Source organism: Bradyrhizobium amphicarpaeae, assembly GCF_002266435.3.
Classification (GTDB): domain Bacteria; phylum Pseudomonadota; class Alphaproteobacteria; order Rhizobiales; family Xanthobacteraceae; genus Bradyrhizobium; species Bradyrhizobium amphicarpaeae.
The window spans coordinates 777,558-797,165 of sequence record NZ_CP029426.2 but is presented as its reverse complement, the minus strand read 5'-3'; the positions used below and the strand labels follow the sequence as shown (position 1 = coordinate 797,165).

15 protein-coding genes are annotated in these 19,608 nt (G+C 65.7%); 9 read left to right on the top strand and 6 right to left on the bottom strand.

Features of this window, described 5'->3' with window-relative positions; translation table 11 throughout:
* Positions 1 to 280 precede the first annotated feature (280 nt).
* Both CIT40_RS03885 and CIT40_RS03880 read right to left on the bottom strand, forming a co-directional pair.
* Positions 281 to 2,875: a CHAT domain-containing tetratricopeptide repeat protein gene (locus CIT40_RS03885; protein ID WP_094890822.1), complete on the bottom strand. Its 2,595-nt coding sequence runs from the start codon at positions 2,873 to 2,875 to the stop codon at positions 281 to 283.
* 63 nt (positions 2,876 to 2,938) lie between these two features.
* Positions 2,939 to 3,688, bottom strand: coding sequence for a HugZ family pyridoxamine 5'-phosphate oxidase (locus CIT40_RS03880; RefSeq protein WP_094890823.1), 750 nt, complete (start codon positions 3,686 to 3,688; stop codon positions 2,939 to 2,941).
* Positions 3,689 to 3,928: 240 nt separating this feature from the next.
* Here CIT40_RS03880 and CIT40_RS03875 point away from each other — a divergent pair, with 240 nt between their 5' ends.
* The 5 genes from CIT40_RS03875 to CIT40_RS03855 all read left to right on the top strand — a co-directional run bounded on the left by CIT40_RS03875 (position 3,929) and on the right by CIT40_RS03855 (position 7,917).
* Entirely contained in the window at positions 3,929 to 4,630 is a 702-nt protein-coding gene (locus tag CIT40_RS03875) for a response regulator transcription factor (protein WP_008542552.1), read from the top strand.
* 120 nt (positions 4,631 to 4,750) lie between these two features.
* Positions 4,751 to 6,547: a sensor histidine kinase gene (locus CIT40_RS03870; RefSeq protein WP_162307339.1), complete on the top strand. Its 1,797-nt coding sequence runs from the start codon at positions 4,751 to 4,753 to the stop codon at positions 6,545 to 6,547.
* Positions 6,544 to 7,068 carry an HPr kinase/phosphorylase gene (locus tag CIT40_RS03865; RefSeq protein ID WP_094890824.1) on the top strand — a complete coding sequence of 175 codons (525 nt, stop codon included), beginning with the start codon at positions 6,544 to 6,546 and terminating at the stop codon, positions 7,066 to 7,068. Before CIT40_RS03870 ends, CIT40_RS03865 begins: the two co-directional genes overlap by 4 nt.
* A gap of 133 nt (positions 7,069 to 7,201) precedes the next feature.
* The gene (locus CIT40_RS03860) at positions 7,202 to 7,603 is read left to right on the top strand and encodes a PTS sugar transporter subunit IIA (RefSeq protein ID WP_007597752.1); all 402 of its coding nucleotides are present in this window, start codon (positions 7,202 to 7,204) and stop codon (positions 7,601 to 7,603) included.
* Complete coding sequence (locus CIT40_RS03855; protein WP_094890825.1) at positions 7,600 to 7,917, top strand: HPr family phosphocarrier protein; 318 nt, start codon at positions 7,600 to 7,602, stop codon at positions 7,915 to 7,917. The genes CIT40_RS03860 and CIT40_RS03855 overlap by 4 nt, the downstream gene beginning before the upstream one ends.
* A gap of 124 nt (positions 7,918 to 8,041) precedes the next feature.
* Here CIT40_RS03855 and CIT40_RS03850 read toward each other — a convergent pair whose 3' ends face one another.
* Positions 8,042 to 9,667, bottom strand: a complete 1,626-nt coding sequence (locus CIT40_RS03850) for a glycosyltransferase family 39 protein (RefSeq protein WP_094890826.1) — start codon at positions 9,665 to 9,667, stop codon at positions 8,042 to 8,044.
* 114 nt (positions 9,668 to 9,781) lie between these two features.
* Between CIT40_RS03850 and lepA the strand changes: the two genes are divergently transcribed.
* Positions 9,782 to 11,593, top strand: coding sequence for a translation elongation factor 4 (gene lepA, locus CIT40_RS03845; RefSeq protein ID WP_094890827.1), 1,812 nt, complete (start codon positions 9,782 to 9,784; stop codon positions 11,591 to 11,593).
* A gap of 297 nt (positions 11,594 to 11,890) precedes the next feature.
* Here lepA and CIT40_RS03840 read toward each other — a convergent pair whose 3' ends face one another.
* Positions 11,891 to 12,340 carry a GNAT family N-acetyltransferase gene (locus tag CIT40_RS03840; protein ID WP_094890828.1) on the bottom strand — a complete coding sequence of 150 codons (450 nt, stop codon included), beginning with the start codon at positions 12,338 to 12,340 and terminating at the stop codon, positions 11,891 to 11,893.
* Positions 12,341 to 12,474: 134 nt separating this feature from the next.
* On the bottom strand, positions 12,475 to 13,728 hold the full coding sequence (locus CIT40_RS03835; protein WP_244611908.1) for a serine hydrolase domain-containing protein: 1,254 nt from the start codon (positions 13,726 to 13,728) through the stop codon (positions 12,475 to 12,477).
* A 230-nt stretch (positions 13,729 to 13,958) separates the two neighbouring features.
* Between CIT40_RS03835 and CIT40_RS03830 the strand changes: the two genes are divergently transcribed.
* Positions 13,959 to 15,179 (top strand): MFS transporter, encoded by a 1,221-nt coding sequence (locus tag CIT40_RS03830; RefSeq protein ID WP_094890829.1) that lies wholly within the window; start codon positions 13,959 to 13,961, stop codon positions 15,177 to 15,179.
* Positions 15,180 to 15,192: 13 nt separating this feature from the next.
* Here the strand turns inward: CIT40_RS03830 and CIT40_RS03825 are convergent, their stop codons facing one another.
* A complete protein-coding gene (locus CIT40_RS03825) occupies positions 15,193 to 15,939 on the bottom strand; it encodes a hypothetical protein (RefSeq protein WP_094890830.1) in 747 nt (248 codons plus the stop codon).
* A gap of 194 nt (positions 15,940 to 16,133) precedes the next feature.
* Here CIT40_RS03825 and CIT40_RS03820 point away from each other — a divergent pair, with 194 nt between their 5' ends.
* Together CIT40_RS03820 and CIT40_RS03815 are read left to right on the top strand one after the other, a co-directional pair.
* Complete coding sequence (locus CIT40_RS03820; RefSeq protein ID WP_094890831.1) at positions 16,134 to 17,288, top strand: acyl-CoA dehydrogenase family protein; 1,155 nt, start codon at positions 16,134 to 16,136, stop codon at positions 17,286 to 17,288.
* A 197-nt stretch (positions 17,289 to 17,485) separates the two neighbouring features.
* The gene (locus CIT40_RS03815) at positions 17,486 to 19,450 is read left to right on the top strand and encodes a methyl-accepting chemotaxis protein (protein ID WP_094890832.1); all 1,965 of its coding nucleotides are present in this window, start codon (positions 17,486 to 17,488) and stop codon (positions 19,448 to 19,450) included.
* Positions 19,451 to 19,608 lie beyond the last annotated feature (158 nt).

Below are 19,608 nucleotides of genomic sequence, written 5' to 3'. Positions count from 1 at the left end.
AAATCCTCCTAGAACCCGCGACATTCAGCGCGACCAAAACTTCGGCACCATCGCGGTCACCGTGATTTATAGGCCAACCGGCCTCGGCTGGACGACCTAATACTGATGAACGCTGGCGTTGCCAAGCCGATCCCATAGGTTTTGGTTTATTCAAGGACCGCGCCAAACGTCGCGCATGTCAGCTCTGAGCACCTGCATCAAAAATCACGGATGATCGCGCAACCAAATACGGGATTCGGCGTTGATTGGGGTTTTTGCAACGCACAATTCCGCCGCCGGCTTATCGTACCTCGCCTTCCCCGATGAGCGCGAACGGCCCCCACATCGCGGGATAGGCGTTGCGCGGCGACGAGGTGTCGTCGACAAACGTTAACATCGCGCGGCGCAAGGCTTCGGCCCGACCGATTTTCGGTTCGTTCTTGAGCAACTCGAAAGTCGAGGTGGTGAGGCGGGTGGCGGCTTCCGAATCCACGGCCCAATGCGAGACCAGCAGCGCGCGGGCTCCTGCGTAGAAGAACGAACGCGCCAATCCCGACAGCGCCTCGGCGCCCGGCTTGTCGCCGGCGATGGTGTTGCAGGCGGACAGCACCACCCAATCGGCGTTGAGCTTGAGCTGGGCCACCTCGCTTGCGGTCAGAAGACCGTCGTCGAGCTCGGACGGTTGATCGGGAATGGACAGCGCCAGCGAAGGCTCGCCCAGTCCCTTGACGTCGCCGGCCACGAGGCCATGGGTGGCGAAGTAGATGATGCCGTATTGGGCAAGCGCTGCACGCTTCAGCGTCGTCTCGCTGGCATCGCGTCCGAGGTGGACGTCGGCATCGGCAGCGCCGACATCCCGCGCCACCGCGTTAAGCTCGTCGGCGGTGTCAGGCAGTTGCGGCAGCGCTTTCGCAAGCTGCGCGCGATCGACGCCGGCACCGCGCCAGAAATCGGTGTAGGCGATCGTCGCGATGCTGCGCGCGGCGACCTTGCCGCCCGCCCCGCGTCGGTCAGCGGGGCCTTCGGTTGCGGGGTTGAAGACGGGGTCGCCGAAGCCGGTCATCGGCTTTGCGCCCTGATCCCTCCGGGCGAAGGCACGCAGCGACTTCAGGGAGATCACCGAGGGCAGCACCGAGACGGCCTGACGTCGCAGCAACCAGGCGGCGTCGCGATAGCCTTCTATCTTGTCCGGAATCGCGGCCTGCGGCTTCTCCGTCACCAGCAGATGAAACGGCAAGGCGGTCAGCGCCGCCGACGGCACGACCAGCAGATTGCGCTTGTCCTTTGTCAGCGCCTCGACCGGTCCGAGCAGCGCGACATGGAGCTCGTTGGCGAGCGCGAGATCGAACAGCCCCGATTTGCCGGAGGCATCGCGCGCCTTGCCGACATCCAGCCCCTTGCGGAACGCCGACACCTTCCGCGCCATCGCGTCCGCACCGAGCGGGATCTCTTTCCAATCCGCACCGTCGCGCGTGATCGCGATGACATAGCTCTGCTTGTCGACGACGGAATAGATCACCATCGCCTCGTCCGCCGACAGCAGCGGCTGGATGTCCTTCACCGCCAGCGGCAGCGGGTTGGAAAGCGAGGCATAGTCGGGAAACTCGAGCGTGAGCGTCTTCTGCAGGCCCGCGCGCTCGTTCGCGATCGCAGCGATCCGCGCGCGGCTGCGCTGCTCGGCTGCGACGTCGCGCTGCGCCGATTGCTTCGATACCGCGGTGATGATCGCCTTGTCGAGCGCCTCGGCCTCGGCGGCAAGATCCTGATCCCGGCGCACCAGCTCGGCGAGCCGGTCGCTGCCGGCGGCCAATCGCACCGCGAGCTTGTTCACGGCAGAGGCGGCCGAAGATTGCGTGCCGCGCTGGATGGCGGCGAGCGCGTCGTCGAGCGCCTTGTCGCTTGCCAGCAGCGCTTGCTGCCGCGCGGCGAACAGGATTGGCAGCACGACGCGCAGCTGCGCCCGATTGCCGGCAAGTGTCTTCTCCGCGAACGGCAAGGCGGCGGCGGTCCGGCCCGACACTTGAAGGAAATTGGCGAGATTGCTGGTCGAGGTCGCGACATCGGGATGGTCGGGTCCAAGCGCCCGCTCGCGGATCGCAAGCGCGCGGCGATAGAGCGGCTCGGCCTCGGCGTAGCGCTGCTGATGCTCGTAGAGCCCAGCGAGATTGTTCAGCGAACGCGCCACGTCGGGATGATCCGCCCCCAGCGCTTTCTCGCGGATCGCGAGCGAGCGCTTGATCGGCGCCTCGGCATCCGCATCGCGGTTGAGGTCGCGATCGACCTGGCCAATGTTGTTCAGGACGGTGGCGACCGCGGGATGCTCGGGCCCGGCGACCTTCTGATAGATCGCGAGCGCACGCTGAAACAGCGGCTCGGCCTCGGCAAAATGCTCCTGCTTGACGTAGAGCGTGGCGAGATTGTTGAGGGCCTGGCCGACATCGGGATGCTCGCGCGACAGCGCCTTTTCGCGAATGGCCAGCGCGCGCCTGAACAGCGGTTCGGCTTCCGTGAAGCGGCTCTGGCGCTGATACAGCGCAGCGAGATTGTTCAGCTCGGGCGCGATCAGGACGGTGTCGAGGCCGAGCGACTTCTCCATCAGCGCGATGGCCCGTTTGTAGACCGGCTCAGCCAGATCATCGCGGCCCTGGCCGGCATGGACCTGGCCGAGATTGTTGAGCGCGGCGGAGAGTTCGCGGCCGTCGCCGCCCTTCTCCAGGCTCGCCACCATGGCCTGCGCCAGCGGCAACGCTTCGGCATATTTGCCGGCCTGGTTGAGTGCGTTGATCCGCGCGCCCTGCGCGGCGAGATCGACCTTCTGGGCGAGAGCCGGCGTGACAAGCAAATTGCCAATCGCGAGCGCCAGCCCCGCAGCCAATGCCAATCGACGACGCGTCATGAACCCTCTCGCTGCGAGCCTTAAGACCTGACCGTCTTGGGTCGCAGCGATGGGTCGCGGCGTTCAAATCCTTGCGTTCTGGTCCATCTTCATGCGCGCTTCACCAGCCAGCCGCACCAGCATCTTGCGCAGCGACGTGCCGTCGGTGACCCGCTCCGGGAAGTCGAGCCGCAGCGCGGTCTGGCCATCCTGCATGTCGAGGCCCTCCGGATCGCAGCCGGTACAGCGCCAGTCGCCCGCGGCCGCGCCTAAAAGCTTGGTCGCGTAGAGGCCCATGGCGTCGCGATGGTCGGCATTCATATGCGCGACGGCGCCCTCCTCCGCCGCCAGCAGATCCTCGGCCCCGGTGAGGTCGGTGAGGAACTGTGCGGGCTCGAGATCGACGATCCGGCCGAAGCCGGCGACCAGGTGGGTTCCCGTCGGGCGGATACGGAAGAAGGAAAAGTCCTTAAAGGAAACAAAGCCCTCCGCCGATGGATGCGCACTGAGATACCGCCGCTGGAGCAGCTCTCTCTCGTCATCAGCCTTCTCGGCCCGGCCGGACAGCATGATCCGGGCGCCTTCCAAGGGATCGCCCGCCGCCCGCTCGTCCAGCATCAGCGAGACCCGGTTGTCCGCCAGGATGTTCCTGGTGTGCACGGCGAGGCCCGAAATCAGCAGAATGGGCGAGCCGTCGGGATGGCTGGCCAGATTGACCAGGGAACAATAGGGGTCGCCGCTGCCGGCCATGAGGGTTGCCAGCGCCCCCTGCCGCGATCGCCGCAGCAGGGATTTGGCGAGCTTTGCGGGGTCGAAATCGGGGGTCGGTTGCATCGGCTTTCTCGGTCCAGGTGGTTGCAAGGGAGGCCATTTTTCGGGTAAACGGGGGCTTGGTTATGGGTCGACATGCGGCGAATCTGCCGTGTTTCGTGGAACTTGGTCACACTTCAGCCCAGCTTGCATTGCTCGGTGACAAGGTTCGAACGCCAATTCGGCACCCATGTATGCGGCGCATCAGTGGATTGCTCGCCGTTTCAAGCCACGACCCAAACGGACAGCAGAAAGCAGAGGCTCATGCCCACAATCGCTTTGGTCGACGACGACCGCAACATTCTCACATCGGTCTCGATCGCGCTGGAGGCCGAAGGCTACCGCATCATGACCTACACCGACGGCGCCTCCGCGCTCGACGGTTTTCGCACCACCCAGCCCGATCTCGCCATCCTCGACATCAAGATGCCGCGCATGGACGGCATGGAGACGCTCCGCCGTCTCAGGCAGAAGTCCGACCTGCCGGTGATCTTCCTGACCTCCAAGGACGAGGAGATCGACGAGCTGTTCGGCCTCAAGATGGGCGCCGACGATTTCATCCGCAAACCGTTCTCGCAGCGTCTTCTGGTCGAGCGCGTCAAGGCCGTGCTGCGCCGCTCGGCGCCGAAGGACCCGACCGTCGCGCCCAAGGAGAACGACGCCAAGGCGCTCGACCGCGGCCTGCTCCGCATGGATCCGGAACGGCATACCTGCACCTGGAAGAACGAGCCGGTGACGCTGACCGTCACCGAATTCCTGATCCTGCAGGCGCTGGCGACCCGGCCCGGCGTGGTGAAGAGCCGCAACGCCCTGATGGACGCCGCCTATGACGATCAGGTCTATGTCGACGATCGCACCATCGACAGCCACATCAAGCGGCTGCGCAAGAAGTTCAAGGTGGTCGACAACGAGTTCGAGATGATCGAGACGCTGTACGGCGTCGGCTACCGCTTCAAGGAAGCCTGAGGGCGCGAGGCGCCTTCACGAAAGACTGAGAGCGTCGCCGGTAGTGATTCCATCACGACCGGGATGGCTCTAGGATGCGGGGACCCTTTCATACGAGCTGTCCTAACGCGGACGTAAGCATTGCTGGACCGAACGCAGCCTGATGAAAACCAGAGCGCCGGGGATATCGCATCCGACGGCGTTTCGGAGCACGTCGTCGAAGACAAGCCGCGTGGCTTCCGGCCGCTGAACTGGCTCAAGCGCGCCGGGCAATTCTTCTTCGCGCTGTCCTTCTCCAGCCTGACCCGCCGCATCGTCTCGCTCAACCTCGCCGGCCTCGTCGCGCTGGTCGCCAGCATCCTCTATCTGTCGCAATTCCGCGCCGGCCTGATCGACGCGCGGGCGCAGAGCCTTCTGGTGCAGGCCGAGATCATCGCCGGCGCGATCGCGGCCTCCGCCACGGTGCAGACCAACGCCATCACCATCGATCCCGACCGGCTGCTCGACCTCAAGCCGGGCGAGACCTATGGCGGTCCGGACGAGTATTCGCAGCTGGACTTCCCGATCAATCCGGAGCGCGTGGCACCGGTGCTGCGCACGCTGATCTCGCCGACCAAGACGCGCGCCCGCATCTACGATCCGAACGGCAGCCTGCTGCTCGACAGCCGCAACCTCGAAAACGTGCTGCGCCTCGACCTGCCGCCGCCGGCCGAGAAGCCCGGCTTCGTCGAGCGCGGCATGGTCGCGGTGCGCACCTGGCTGAACCGCGGCGACCTGCCGCTCTATCGCGAGCTCGGCCCCGAGAACGGCAACGGTTATGCCGAGGTGAGTGATGCGCTGCAGGGCCAGAAGCGCTCGATGGTGCGGGTCAATGCCCGCGGCGAGGTGATCGTCTCAGTCGCGGTCCCCGTGCTGCGCTCGCGCGCGATCCACGGCGCGCTGATGCTGTCGACCCAAGGCGACGACATCGACCAGATGGTCACGGCCGAGCGCCTCGCCATCCTGAAGGTCGGCGGCGTCGCAGCCGCCGTCATGATCATGCTGTCGCTCCTGCTCGCGAGTACGATCGCTGGACCGGTGCGTAGGCTCGCCGACAGTGCCGAGAGCGTTCGCCGCCGCATCAAGGCGCGCATCGAGATTCCCGATTTCACCCGCCGCCGCGACGAGATCGGCCATCTCTCCGGCGCCCTGCGCGACATGACCAGCGCGCTGTACAGCCGGATCGAGGCGATCGAGATGTTCGCCGCCGACGTCGCCCACGAATTGAAGAACCCGCTGACCTCGCTGCGCTCGGCGGTCGAGACGCTGCCGCTGGCCCGCAACGAGACCAGCCGCGCGCGCCTGCTCGAGGTGATCGAGCACGACGTCAAGCGGCTCGACCGCCTGATCTCCGACATCTCCGACGCCAGCCGCCTCGATGCCGAATTGCAGCGCCAGGATGCGATCCCGGTCGATTTGCGCCGGCTGCTGACGACGCTGGTGTCGGTTGCCAACGAAACCAAGCTCGGCCACGACGTCGCGGTCGAGACCCGCTTCGAAGGCCGCAGCCCGACCGATTCCTTCGCCGTGACCGGCCACGATTCACGGCTCGGGCAAGTGGTCTCCAACCTGCTGTCCAACGCGCAGTCGTTCTCGGAAGCCGGCAACAAGGTGCGCCTCACCTGCCGCCGCGCGCGCGGCGAGATCGAGATCGTGGTCGACGACGACGGCCCCGGCATTCGCGACGACGCGCTGGAGCGCATCTTCGAGCGCTTCTACACCGATCGTCCGCATCAGGGTTTTGGCCAGAACTCAGGCCTCGGCCTGTCGATCTCGAAACAGATCGTCGACGCCCATGGCGGGCGGATCTGGGCCGAGAACCGCGCAGGCCCGCCGGACGACGAGGGCCTCCCGACGGTCGCAGGCGCGCGCTTCGTGGTGAGGCTGCCGGCGTTATGATCGACGGCGGGCCCAGCATTCACGCCTCTGCAGTCAAGGTCGGACGTCTGGCGGTGCTGATCCGCGGGCCCTCCGGCTCCGGCAAGTCGCGCCTGGCCTTTGATTTGATCATGGCGGGACGTTCGGGCGTGATCGAGACGGCCGTTCTGGTCGGGGACGACCGTGTCCATCTGGCGACAGTCGGCGATGAAATTGAAGTCCGCCCCGCACCGGTCCTGGCCGGCCTGATCGAGATCCGGGGGCTCGGCATCCGCCGCTGCGACTTCGTGGAGCATGCGACCGTCGGTCTCGTGGTCGATCTGGATGCCGCCGATGCGGAGCGCCTGCCGGCGGCCGAATCCCTGAAAACCAGCATTTCCGGTCTCGAAATACCTCGAATTCCGGTTGGCCGCGACCATTTGCCCCTCCCGCTGGTTGTCGCGGCCTTGACCACTACCAAGAGTTCATCTTCCGTTAACCCTTCAGGCGATTGTTTGAAGGGAAATGGTAACCATATGAACCCCACTATCGCGACCGAATAGACCGGCGCAGCTCCCCTCATCCATCCGTCTAGATTCAGGGAGATACGCAACATCCCCCCTTGCGCGGGGGCTCTGGATGGTCAAAGTGGCGCGTTCGTGCGGTGCACCAAAAGCGCCCGCGAGGAGTTTTCCGATGATTGGTCTAGTACTTGTGACCCACGGGCGCCTTGCCGACGAATTCAAGGCAGCGCTTGAACATGTCATGGGCCCACAAAAGCAAATCGAAGCGATCACGATCGGCGCCGAAGATGATTCCGATCTTTGCCGAAGCGACATCATCGAGGCGGTTAACCGCGTCGATTCCGGCGACGGCGTCGCGATCCTCACCGACATGTTCGGCGGCACGCCGTCGAACCTCGCAATATCCTGCATGAGCCGGCCCAAGGTCGAGGTGCTCGCGGGCATCAACCTGCCCATGCTGGTCAAGCTCGCCAAGGTCCGCGAGGAGCGTCCGCTGCCCGATGCGATCGCGATGGCCCAGGAAGCGGGCCGCAAATACGTCACCATCGCCAGCCGCGTGCTCGCCGGCAAATGAGCGACGAGGCGCCACAAGCGGGGACAGGCGTGCCCGCGGGCGCGATCTCCAAGGACCTCCTGATCATCAACAAGCGCGGCCTGCATGCGCGGGCCTCCGCGAAATTCGTCCAGGCGGTCGAGCGCTTCGATGCGCAGGTCTGGGTGACGCGCGGCGGCGAGACGGTCGGCGGCACCTCGATCATGGGCCTGATGATGCTTGCTGCAGGACCAGGCACCACGATCACCGTGGCCGCCGCCGGCACCGACGCGGCAGCCGCGCTTGCGGCCATCACCGAACTCGTTGAGAGCAAGTTCAACGAGGAAGGGATTTAGGTCCCTCGCCAAGCGCTCAGTGCGGTAGGGTGGGCAAAGCGAAGCGTGCCCACGCGTATCACGATTGCCGAAAGATGGTGGGCACGGCGCTAACGCGCCTTTGCCCACCCTACGCGACCGTCACTCACTTCCCCGGCGGCGCGATGTAGACGTTCCAGCTCATCGCCGGGCCGGCCTTGCCGTGGGTGAAGCGGCGCGTGCTCATGACGATGCGCTCGGCGTTCGGCGCGACCTCCGAAACCCATTTCTCGTACTTGGGCAGGCGCTCGTCGGTCGCATCGAACACGCCGATGAAGCCGTATCTCCTGGCGTCGTCGAGCGAGGTCAGCCCGGAACCCCAGGCTTCGTTCGGCGTGAAAGCGGCCGGATGATCCGGGCTGTAGAACACCATCGGCTGGATCGACTCCATGGAGCCGGCGACGACGGCCCAGCGCGAGGCGAAGCGCGCGTGCCAGGCCTGGGTCAGCTCGCGTGCGAGCTCGGAGCGCGCGCCGTAGGTCGCCGTGTTGCCGGCATTCGCCGTCATCTCGCGCGCGGCGATCCAGGGCGAGGCGGCGAGCGTGGCAACGCTGAGCACGAGCCAGATCGCGGCGATGTTGAACAGCGCCGCGCTCTGCACCCGCAGCGCGGGGATCGCGACCAGCGCGAGCGGCACCAGGAAGAACAGCGAGATGCCCCAATCGGTCTTCAGGTAGACGCCGAAGACGAGTGCGCCGAGCGGCGGGCCGAACGCGACGATGATCTGGATCATCCACACGTTCAGCGCCTGCGAGCGATTGACGCCCGGATTGGCGCCGCGCGCCCAGGCCCGCGTGACGATGCGCAGCGGCGCACGCACGAGCAACGTCATCCACGGCGGCACCAGCGCCAGCGCCAGCGCGGCGAGCGCCACCGGCAATGCCAGCAGTCCGAGATTATGCAGCATGTAGCCGATGACGAGCTGATGCAGCTGGCCGCTGTCCGCGAGGCTGTAGGTGTCGCCGGCATAGGTCAGCGGCACGAAATGCGCATCCGCCAGCCAGACGACGTGCGGGATCATCGCCAAGACCATCGTCGCGATCGCAACCCACGGCGCGGGCGACCCTAGAAATCTCATCCGCTCCGGATGGATCAGCGCGGCGAGCCCGATGGCGCCGATCATGGTCAGCACCCAATATTTGGTCATCAGCGCCAGCGCGCCGGCGAGCCCGAGCAGGAGTCCGGACTGCCAGCTCCGCTTCTCGAACGCGTTGAGATAAGCGAGCACCAGCAGCGGCAGCGTGACGAGCTGGAGCAGATCCGGGTTGTACTTGAAGCCCTTGAAATTGAAGATCGGATAGAGCGCGACCATCACCACGACCAGGAACGCGCGCCGCGCATCCACCACGCGCAAGGCAATCAGCCAGCAGATCACCATGCCGGCGCTGACCGTCGCCATCGCCAGCGCATAGGTCGCCCAGTCCGCGGCGGGAAACACCGTGAACCAGAGCCCGGCCACCCAGCCCGACAGCGGCGGATGCTTGCCGTAGCCCCACAGGAATTTCTGGCCCCAGCCATAGGCTTCCGCGACGTCCATGTGAACGTCCTGCGCTGCCTTCAGATTGATCAGGATGAAGGTCCAGAGCACCGCATGCAGGATGGCGAGCTGGATCACCAGCCACAATCTCGCCTCGGGGCGGACCGCGCAGGCCACCAGCCAGGCCCGGAAGCGGCCAAAGCTCAGGCGGGCCTTCGTGCGCTTTCTGGCGGCAGGTAATGCAGTGGTCGACATGGGCGCTTGCCTAGCGCGTTTTGGGCACGCGTGGAATCAGCTTGGCGTGAAGAAAGGCCCTGAAATTACAGCAATATGGTTGCCGCACGGGGATGTGAGTGGTATCCCGCGCCCATGACGACCGTCCCCATTTCCAACATCCGCAATTTCTCCATCGTCGCCCATATCGACCATGGCAAATCGACGCTGGCCGACCGCCTGATCCAGATGACCGGCGGCCTCTCCGACCGCGAGATGGCGGGCAAGGAGCAGGTGCTCGATTCCATGGACATCGAGCGCGAGCGCGGCATCACCATCAAGGCGCAGACGGTGCGGCTGCAATACCACGCCAAGGACGGCAAGGACTACATCTTCAACCTGATGGACACACCCGGCCATGTCGACTTCGCCTACGAAGTCTCGCGGTCGCTGGCGGCGTGCGAAGGTTCCCTGCTGGTGGTCGACGCCAGCCAGGGCGTCGAGGCGCAGACGCTCGCCAACGTCTACCAGGCGCTCGACAACAATCACGAGATCGTGCCGGTCCTGAACAAGGTCGACCTTCCCGCCGCCGAGCCCGAGAAGGTCAAGCAGCAGATCGAGGACGTCATCGGCATCGACGCCTCCGACGCGGTGATGATCTCGGCCAAGACCGGCCTCGGCGTGGCCGACGTGCTGGAGGCCATCGTCACCCGCCTGCCGCCACCGAAGGGCGACCGCGACGCGACGCTGAAGGCGCTGCTGGTCGACAGCTGGTACGACGTCTATCTCGGCGTGGTCGTCCTGATCCGCGTCGTCGACGGCGTCATGAAGAAGGGCAGCCGCGTCCGCATGATGGGCACGGGTGCGGCCTATGACATCGAGCGTGTCGGCTTCTTCACGCCGAAGATGACGCAGGTCGACGAGCTCGGCCCCGGCGAGATCGGCTTCATCACCGCCGCGATCAAGGAAGTGGCCGACACCCGCGTCGGCGACACCATCACCGACGACCGCAAGCCCGTCACCGAGATGCTGCCGGGCTTCAAGCCGGCGATCCCCGTGGTGTTCTGCGGCCTGTTTCCGGTCGATGCCGACGATTTCGAGACGCTGCGCGCCGCGATGGGCAAGCTGCGTCTCAACGACGCCAGCTTCTCCTTCGAGATGGAAACCTCGGCAGCACTCGGCTTCGGCTTCCGCTGCGGCTTCCTCGGTCTGCTGCATCTGGAGATCATCCAGGAGCGGCTGTCGCGCGAGTTCGATCTCAACCTGATCGCGACCGCGCCGAGCGTCATCTACAAGATGAAGCTCAACGACGGCACCGAGATCGAGATCCACAATCCGATCGACATGCCCGACGTGGTCAAGATCGCGGAGATCCAAGAGCCCTGGATCGAGGCGACGATCCTCACCCCGGACGAATATCTCGGCAGCGTGCTGAAGCTGTGCCAGGACCGCCGCGGCTCGCAGAAGGAGCTGACCTATGTCGGCTCGCGCGCGATGGTGAAATACGATTTGCCGCTCAACGAAGTGGTGTTCGACTTCTACGACCGCCTCAAATCGGTCTCCAAGGGCTACGCCTCGTTCGACTATCATCTCACCGACTACAAGCCGGCCGACCTCGTCAAGATGCAGATCCTCGTCAACAACGAGCCGGTCGACGCGCTCTCGATGCTGGTCCACCGCACCCGTGCGGAGGGGCGCGGCCGCGCCATGGTCGAGAAGATGAAGGATTTGATCCCGCCGCACATGTTCCAGATCCCGATCCAGGCGGCGATCGGCGGCAAGGTGATCGCGCGCGAAACCGTCCGCGCGCTGCGCAAGGACGTCACCGCCAAATGCTATGGCGGCGACATCACGCGCAAACGCAAGCTTCTGGAGAAGCAGAAGGAAGGCAAGAAGAAGATGCGGCAGTTCGGCAAGGTCGACATCCCGCAGGAAGCGTTCATTGCCGCGCTGAAGGTGGATAGCTGAGGCGAGGCCTTCGATCGATCGCTAGTCACCCTCATGCCCGGGCACGTCCCGGGCATTTTCTTTTTTGCGGCTTGCCGGAGACGTGGATGGCCGGGTCAAGCCCGGCCATGACGATGGAGCTGGATGGGCCCTGTCCAACCTATTAGCCACGGCCGAAGCAAAAACTGCGAAAACAACCCCATGCACAGTAGGCGAGGGCTTGTTTGGATTGAAGTTTTCGTATTCTGCGAGTTCAATTTGCTTCGTCGGGCAAAACACGGGCATGATGACGAGATCGCAGCGCGCGTCGAACTGACGCTAAGGGCGGCGGACTTCGAAGTAGGTCTTGCTTCCACGCTCAAAGCCCGCTCCCTCATAGAAGCGGAGCGTGCTCTCTCGCTTCGATCCCGTCGCTAATAGAACTTTGTAGCAGTCGACCTCCCAGCCGATTTCCAGCGCACGAGCAAGAACCCGTCGACCGAGCCCCCGGCTGCGGTAGTCGGCGTGGGTGACGACATTCTCAATCACCCCGTATGATCGACCGCCCCGAGACAGGTTGGGCACGATCGCCAGCGTGCACGACGCAACAAGCTGCTCCGCTGCCTGCGCTACGATCACGGTCATGAAGCCGGATGCGAGCAATTTCGACCAGACGCGCGCGGCATCAGTCATTTCCAGCTGAGGATCGTGCGGATGAAGGTGCCGATAGAGGTTCAACACCTCGGGCAGATCTTGTTCGACGGCAGCGCGGATGATGGCTTCGGTCATGTCCTGACACCAGGGATTGTGGTTTCGCTCGCGATCCTATCAGGAAACGGCAATCGTTCTCGCCAGCCGACGCGCAATGCATCGCGGACTTTGCCAGAGGCAAATGTGCGAGGGTTCAACGCTTCGTCAGAAGATCACCGCCCGAGCTGCTCAAGCACGGCGAACCACAACGCGAGCGGCTCCCTCAGGGCGCGCGGCTCGGACGGCTTCTGGCGAACGGCGGTGTGCACCATCACGATCTTGGAGGCAGGATCGACCAGGATGACCTGACCGCGGATGCCGAGCAGGGCAAATCTGCGCTGCTCACCCGGAAGGAGCCACACCTGATAGCCGTAGCCGAAATAGGGTGTGGCCACGCGCGGCGCGAGATGATCATCACCCGGTCTGACGGTCGTGGCATCGAGCAGCCACTGCCGGGGGATCAATTGACGCCCCTCCCAGGCGCCGTCATTTGCGAGCAACCGGCCCAGGCGCGCATAGTCGCGCAAGGTGGCGTTGAAGCAGCAGAATGCAATCTCCTGCCCGCTGCCGTCGATCGCCCACGACGCATCCGCTTCGGTACCGATGGCGCTCCAGATGCGATCGTGGAGATAGTCGACGAGCGGCGTGCCGGTCGCCACGCGCAGCACCAGGCCGAGGATTTCGGTCTCGACGCTGGCGTAATGCCATTTGGTCCCCGGCGGCGTTGACCGCGTGTTGAATTGCGCGACGACGGACACGGGGTCTTTCGGCTCACCGACGAACAGCGCGCGTCCAAGCCGGGCTATGTCGTCCTTGCCGTCGTAGACTTCAGAGAATTCCACGCCCGACGACATGTTCAACAAGGCGCGGATGGACGTGCTGCCATATTCCGTTCCTGCGAGGCCAGACACGTAGGTGGAGACGGTATCGTCGATCGACTTGATCCGCCCCTCCGAGACCGCGATTCCGACCAGCATGGCCACAAGCGTCTTGGCCATGGACTGCGAGAGGAAGCGGTCGCGATCGGTCCGGGCATATTGATAATGCTCGTAGAGGATCGTGTCGTCCTTGGCGATCAACAATCCCGTCACCGGGTTGCGCTTGAGATAGTCCGCGATGCTCAGCCGCTGGTTATCGAAACTGTAGGCGATCGTCGGCTCCGGCGCGCGCTTGAACGACCAGGGCGTCGCGGCGCGGCCGACCCGGCGCGACGGATAAATGTCGTCGAAATGGCTGTAGGCCCCGACCAGCTTGTCGAGCTCGTTGCTGGTTCCCCGCGCCCCGGCCGGATAGCCGGATGCCTTGCCGTAGAGTTCGGCATCGGGGCCGCCATCCGAAAACACTGGCCCCGGCTCGTCGGGAGCGCTTCGGCTGTCCTGTGCGCTTGCGAGCGGCACCGCAACCGCGGCGGCGAAAATGACAGGCATGAAAAACCTGCAGCAAGCACGCAGTTTGCAGAGCGCTTCCAATGTCATTGGACTTGCTTCCTCACGCGTTCCTGTGCGTGTGCGCTTCAAGAGAACAAATTCGCGGAGACATGCTAGCATCGGAGCCAGACGGTGTCAGCATTGCGCCCGTCCAGCCTTGCCCTCCGCCGTCGGATGCGCCACCATCCCTGCTGCGCAGCATCAACAAAACCAACAGCGCGAGGAAACGCATGAGCAAGCCGTCACGCTTCGACTATGGCTGGGTCGTGGTCGCCGCTGGCGCGCTGATGACCTGTGTCGGGTTCGGCACGATGCTGTCGCTTGCCGTGTTCCTGCAGCCGATCTCGGAGGCGATGGGTTGGTCGCGGGCAGGCGTGTCGGCGGCGGCGACGCTGGATTTCCTCTGCATGGGATTTGCCGCGTTCCTTTGGGGTACGCTGTCGGACCGGTTCGGCACGCGCATCGTGGTGCTCGCGGGAAGCGTTCTGCTGGGGCTCGGTCTGGTCACGGCGAGCCAGGCGACGAGCCTGTGGCAATTCCAGCTTTGCTTCGGCGTCCTGATCGGCGTTGCGGCCGGCAGCTTCTACGCGCCGATGATGGCGCTGGCCAGCGCCTGGATCGACAAGAACAGAAGCCTCGCGGTGGCGCTGGTCTCCGCCGGCATGGGCGTGTCGCCGGTGACGATCGCGCCGACCGCGAGCTGGCTGATCACGGCCTATGACTGGCGCACCGCGATGCTGGTGATCGGCTGTGCGGCATGGGCGCTGCTGATCCCCGCCTGCTTCCTGGTGCGGCCGGCACCGGTGGCAGCGAGCGCCGGCACCTCAAACGCAGCACCGGAGGTCGAACTGACCGCGGCGCAGGCGCTGCGCACGCCGCAATTCATCGCACTCGCGGCGGCGCATTTCGCCTGCTGCGCCGCGCATTCCGGCCCGATCTTCCACATGGTGTCCTATGCGATGGTCTGCGGCATCGCCCCGCTCACGGCGGTGACGGTCTACAGCGTCGCCGGCGTCTCAGGGCTCGGCGGTCGCCTGCTGCTCGGCACGGCGGCCGATCGCTTCGGCGCGAAGCCGGTGCTGGTCGGCGGCCTGTTCGTGCAGGCGATGTGCATCGCGACCTATCTCGCGGTGGCGCAGCTCGGCGAATTCTACGCGCTGTCGGTGGTGTTCGGCCTCGCCTATGGCGGCGTGATGCCGCTCTATGCGGTGCTGGTCCGCGAATATTTCGGCGCGCGCATCATGGGCACCGTATTCGGCGCTGTGTCGGCCTTCGCCAGCCTCGGCATGGCGCTCGGGCCCTGGGCCGGCGGGCTCGTGTTCGACAATTTCCAGCGCTACACGTGGCTGCACGCCGGCTCCTTCGCGATCGGGCTTGCTGCCGTCGCGGTGGCGCTGAGCTTCCCGACCAGGCGAAGGCCGTCGCTCGACCTCGGCCGCGTCGCGGTGTGAGGAGGGACGCGACTCAATTCACCGCCCGCAGCGCGGCCGTGAAGGCGGCGAGATCGGTTCGCGCCGTCTCGTCCGGGGCCCATCTGGGAAGGTCGGCAAGCTGCTCGACCACGCGGGCGCGGTCCTGCGGCAGCAGGAAGCTCGCCCAGACCTCGCTGGTGTCGCGGATGGCGGCGGCGACCAGGCGGGCGTTGGCGGATTTGCCCGCGCCCTGGATCGCCGCGCAGACGGTGGTCAGGATGAATTCGGCGGAGCTGCGGCGGAAGCCCGTAAACCCCTCTTCGCGAATGCGGGTGCGCTGCTCCGGCGCGAGACTCGCCATGAACAGCTGGCCCGCCACCGCCTCGCGCGCCATGCCGCGGATGACGAAGTTCATCGCCGCCGCGTACTGGTCGCCATAGTCGGTCATGTTGCGCTGGAGCGTCGCAAGATCGGGCTGCGCCCCCGGCTTCGCACCATACAGCGCGAACAGTTTGGAGGTGGCGTTGGCGGCGTCCATCCAGTCCATCAGCCAGCTCATGTCGCTCGCTTTCGCCGGCGGCAGCGCCTGCAGGGCTTCGACATCGAAGACGCGGCCGAGCAGCGCGGTAGTCTCCGGCCGGGTCAGGTCGGGTCGCCCGCCTTTCTTTGCCACGCCTTCGACATAGGCCCGGAACATCCGCGCGGCCTCGCTTGCAGCGGCCGCATCACGGGCGCCGTCCTGCGCCAAGGCCGGCGAAGCGAGCGCGAGCAGGACGATGAGGATTCGAACGATCGGCATGGGCAATCTCATCCGGCGCGATACGCGGTGCCGTTGGCGGCGATGGCGGTTGTTGGTCGCCCACCGCTGCGCCAAGGTTCACGGACGCGCCTTCACGCGCCGCTCGGGGATGGTGCCCGCACCTTGATCCCCTCCGCCAAATAGACCACCATCCTCCCCTCACCGCTCACGACAGAAGGGGCGAGGATACGCGAATGTCGGAACTCCCCGGATCTGGTCTCGTCGCACGTGCCCGCGCTGTCGCGCCGCTGATCGCGCGCGAAGCGGACGAGATCGAGCGGACGCGGCGGCTGACGCCTTCCGTCGTCGCGGCGCTGATCGAGAACGGGCTGTATCGCGCCCTCCTCCCACGGAGCCTCGGCGGCGCGGAGGCCGCGCCTGAAGCCTTCATGCAGATGCTGGAGGAGATCGCCAAGGCCGATGCGTCCACGGCCTGGTGCCTCGGCCAGTGCACGGTCTGCGCGATGATCGCGGCCTCGCTCGACCACGACACCGCGCAAGAGATCTTCAACACGGCGCCCGGCATCCTCGCCTGGGGCGCGATCGCGCACGAGGCGCGCGCGGTCGAGGGCGGCTATCGCGTCACGGCGCGCTGGGATTTCGCCTCGGGCTCGCGGCAGGCGAGCTGGCTGGGCGCGCATGTGCGCATCCTCAGGGCTGACGGCACGCCGCGCGTCAATGCCGACGGCTCGCCCGAGGTGCGCACGATTCTGTTTCCCGCCGCCAGCGCGACATTGCATGACGTCTGGCAGGCAATCGGGCTCGCCGGCACCGGCACCGATTCCTACGAGGTAAACGACGTCTTCATTCCCGAGCGCTTCACCGCGTTCCGCGACGTGCCGTCCGGCTTGCGCGAGGCCGGTCCGCTCTACAGGATCGGCACCGGCCCAGCCTTCAGCCTCGGCTTTGCCGCGGTGTCGCTCGGCGTGGCACGCGCGACGCTGGATGCGGCGATTGCACTGGCGCGCGGAAAGCATCCCTCGCTGGCGGCCGGCGCGATGCGCGACAACGGCGCAGTGCAGGGGCTGATCGGCCGCACCGAGGGCGATTTGCGCGCCGCACGCGCCTATCTCCATGCCACCGCACAGGCGATGTGGCGCGACTTGTCCGCGACGGGCGAGTTCAGCGCCGCGCACCGTCGCGCGGTGCGTCTGGCCGCGACCTGGACCATCCATCAATCGGCAAAGGTGGTCGACACCGCCTATCACATGGCCGGCGCGACCGCGGTGTTCCGCAGCAACCCGTTCGAACGCCGGTTTCGCGACATGCACGCGATCGCCCAGCAGATCCAGGCGCGCGACACGCATTATGAGGATGTGGGGAAGGCGATCCTCACCGAAACCCGCTAGTCGCCGGCAGGCACGGCTGCGACGCGTTGTCCCTGCTGCCCGGCGAACAACTCGCTCTCCATGCGCCCACCGCATCGAGTCATGCAAAAAGAACGGGAGCTGCTCCGTGGAAACACGGAGCCGACCCGGCTTGGTTGTTAAGTAATTTCTGGGACTCTTCCACCAAAGCAAGATTTGGAAATGCCTGGGAATTTTTGATGTTCAAGATCAAGTCGATTGCCGCCCGCCTGATTCTCGCGATCGCCCTCACGGTGGCAGTGGCATGCGCCATCGTCTCAGGCTTCTCAATCAGCCAACAACGGGCGCTGACCCGGATGGCGCTCGATCAGCAGCTCAAGCTGCAATATGAGAGCGTGATCGCGGCGATCGACTACGAGGGACGCTCGGCACTGGCGGTCTCCGCCGTGATCGCGGCGCTGCCGCCGGTCGGCGACGCCATCGCCAAGGGCGACCGCGACAGCCTGGCCGCGCTGCTCGGCGAGGCCAACAAATCGCTGAAGGCGCAGGGTATCCCGCTCATCACCTTCCAGGTTCCGCCTGCGGTGGCGTTCTACCGCGTGCACGCTCCCAAAGTGTTCGGCGATGACGTTTCGGCGCGCCGCGAGACCGTCGTCGAGGCGATGAAGGGCGGCCGGCAGATCGTCGGCGTCGAGCCGGGCCGCGAGGCACTCGGCATCTTCGGCATGACCCCGATCATGCGCGACGGCAAAGCCGTCGCCAACGTCGATATCGGCGCCGCCTTCGGCAAGGAGTTCGTCGACCGTGCCAAGAAGCGCTTCGGCATCGACCTCGCGGTCTACTCGCTGGACGGCAAGACCCTGAACAAGCTGTCTTCGACCTTCGGCAGCACGGTCGTCACCACGATGGATCAGCTGAAGAACGCGATCGACGGTTCTGCGGTCCGGCACGAGGCCGAGCTCGACGGTCATCCGGTCGAGGTCTATGCCGGGCCGATCAAGAACTATGCGGGCGCGCCGGTCGGCGTGATCGAGATCATCAAGGACACCAGCGAGTACGAAGCCGCGTTCGCCACGGCCGAGCGCAATTTGATCCTCGGCACGGTTGCCATCCTCGCCGTCGCGATCGTGCTGGCGCTGCTGCTCGGGCGCGGCCTGTCACGGCCGCTCACCGCGATCACCGCGGTCATGAACGCCCTGTCGAGCGGCGATACCAGCGTCACCATTCCCGGCAGCGAGCGCCCGGACGAACTCGGCACCATGGCCAAGGCGGTGGACGTGTTCCGCCGCAACATGCTCGAAGCAGGCACCATGCGCGAGGCGCAGGAGGCCGACAAGGCCAGGGCAGAGATCGAGAAGCACGCCCTGCAACGCCAGATGGCCGACCGCTTCGAAGCCGACGTCAAGGGCGTGGTGGCTGCCGTGGCCAGGGCGACCGAGGGCATGCAGAGTGTCGCCGGCGACATCACTACCAGCGTCAACGGCACCTCGCAGCGGGCCTCCGCCGCAGCGACGGCCTCCGAGGAGGCTTCGACCAGCGTGAATGCGGTCGCAGCGGCGACCGAGGAGCTGGCTTCGTCGGTCAACGAGATCGGCCGCCAGGTCACCCATTCCAGCAAGGTCGCGAGCGACGCCGTGGTCAAGGCCGCGGAGACGACCGAGATGGTCACGAGCCTTGCCACCGCCGCCGAGCGCATCGGCGACGTGCTGCGTCTGATCAGCGAGATCGCGAGCCAGACCAATCTGCTTGCGCTCAACGCCACGATCGAGGCGGCGCGCGCAGGCGAAGCCGGCCGCGGCTTTGCCGTGGTCGCCTCAGAGGTGAAGGAGCTGGCGAGCCAGACCGCGAAGGCGACCGACGAGATCGCGAGCCAGGTCACCGCGATCCAGGCCGCCACCGGCAATTGCGTCACCGCGATTTCCGGGATCAGCGACACCATCCGCGAGATCAGCGGCATCGCCACCACGATCGCCGCCGCGGTCGAAGAGCAGGGCTCCGCGACGCGCGAGATCGCGCGCAGCGTGCAGCAGGCCTCGGCAGGCACCACCGACGTCTCCGCCAACGTCGCCGGCGCTAGCCAGGCCGCGGATCAATCGCGGGCGCTGGCAGGCAATGTGATGGCGGCCTCCGGCGAGCTCGGGCAGCACGCCTCGGCGCTGATGCGAAGCGTGGATACGTTCCTTGCGGGGCTGCGGGCGGCGTAGTGTAAGTTGATTTCAAAGGTCGAGCCGCAAACTCGGTGCACCTCTCCCGCCTGCGGGAGAGGTCGGCGCGAAGCGCCGGGTGAGGGTTCTATCCTCTTGGGGGTTCTCGATTGTGGAGACACCCTCTCCCCAACCCTCTCCCGCAAGCGGGAGAGGGA

What these genes read in the sequence shown, in the direction of transcription:
- CIT40_RS03880 (WP_094890823.1), bottom strand. Translation starts at nt 3,688, where the DNA reads ATGCAACCGACCCCCGATTTCGACCCCGCAAAGCTCGCCAAATCCCTG.
- CIT40_RS03865 (WP_094890824.1), top strand. Translation starts at nt 6,544, where the DNA reads ATGATCGACGGCGGGCCCAGCATTCACGCCTCTGCAGTCAAGGTCGGA.
- CIT40_RS03855 (WP_094890825.1), top strand. Translation starts at nt 7,600, where the DNA reads ATGAGCGACGAGGCGCCACAAGCGGGGACAGGCGTGCCCGCGGGCGCG.
- CIT40_RS03830 (WP_094890829.1), top strand. Translation starts at nt 13,959, where the DNA reads ATGAGCAAGCCGTCACGCTTCGACTATGGCTGGGTCGTGGTCGCCGCT.
- CIT40_RS03820 (WP_094890831.1), top strand. Translation starts at nt 16,134, where the DNA reads ATGTCGGAACTCCCCGGATCTGGTCTCGTCGCACGTGCCCGCGCTGTC.
- CIT40_RS03840 (WP_094890828.1), bottom strand. Translation starts at nt 12,340, where the DNA reads ATGACCGAAGCCATCATCCGCGCTGCCGTCGAACAAGATCTGCCCGAG.
- lepA (WP_094890827.1), top strand. Translation starts at nt 9,782, where the DNA reads ATGACGACCGTCCCCATTTCCAACATCCGCAATTTCTCCATCGTCGCC.
- CIT40_RS03885 (WP_094890822.1), bottom strand. Translation starts at nt 2,875, where the DNA reads ATGACGCGTCGTCGATTGGCATTGGCTGCGGGGCTGGCGCTCGCGATT.
- CIT40_RS03835 (WP_244611908.1), bottom strand. Translation starts at nt 13,728, where the DNA reads ATGCCTGTCATTTTCGCCGCCGCGGTTGCGGTGCCGCTCGCAAGCGCA.
- CIT40_RS03815 (WP_094890832.1), top strand. Translation starts at nt 17,486, where the DNA reads ATGTTCAAGATCAAGTCGATTGCCGCCCGCCTGATTCTCGCGATCGCC.
- CIT40_RS03850 (WP_094890826.1), bottom strand. Translation starts at nt 9,667, where the DNA reads ATGTCGACCACTGCATTACCTGCCGCCAGAAAGCGCACGAAGGCCCGC.
- CIT40_RS03825 (WP_094890830.1), bottom strand. Translation starts at nt 15,939, where the DNA reads ATGCCGATCGTTCGAATCCTCATCGTCCTGCTCGCGCTCGCTTCGCCG.
- CIT40_RS03860 (WP_007597752.1), top strand. Translation starts at nt 7,202, where the DNA reads ATGATTGGTCTAGTACTTGTGACCCACGGGCGCCTTGCCGACGAATTC.
- CIT40_RS03875 (WP_008542552.1), top strand. Translation starts at nt 3,929, where the DNA reads ATGCCCACAATCGCTTTGGTCGACGACGACCGCAACATTCTCACATCG.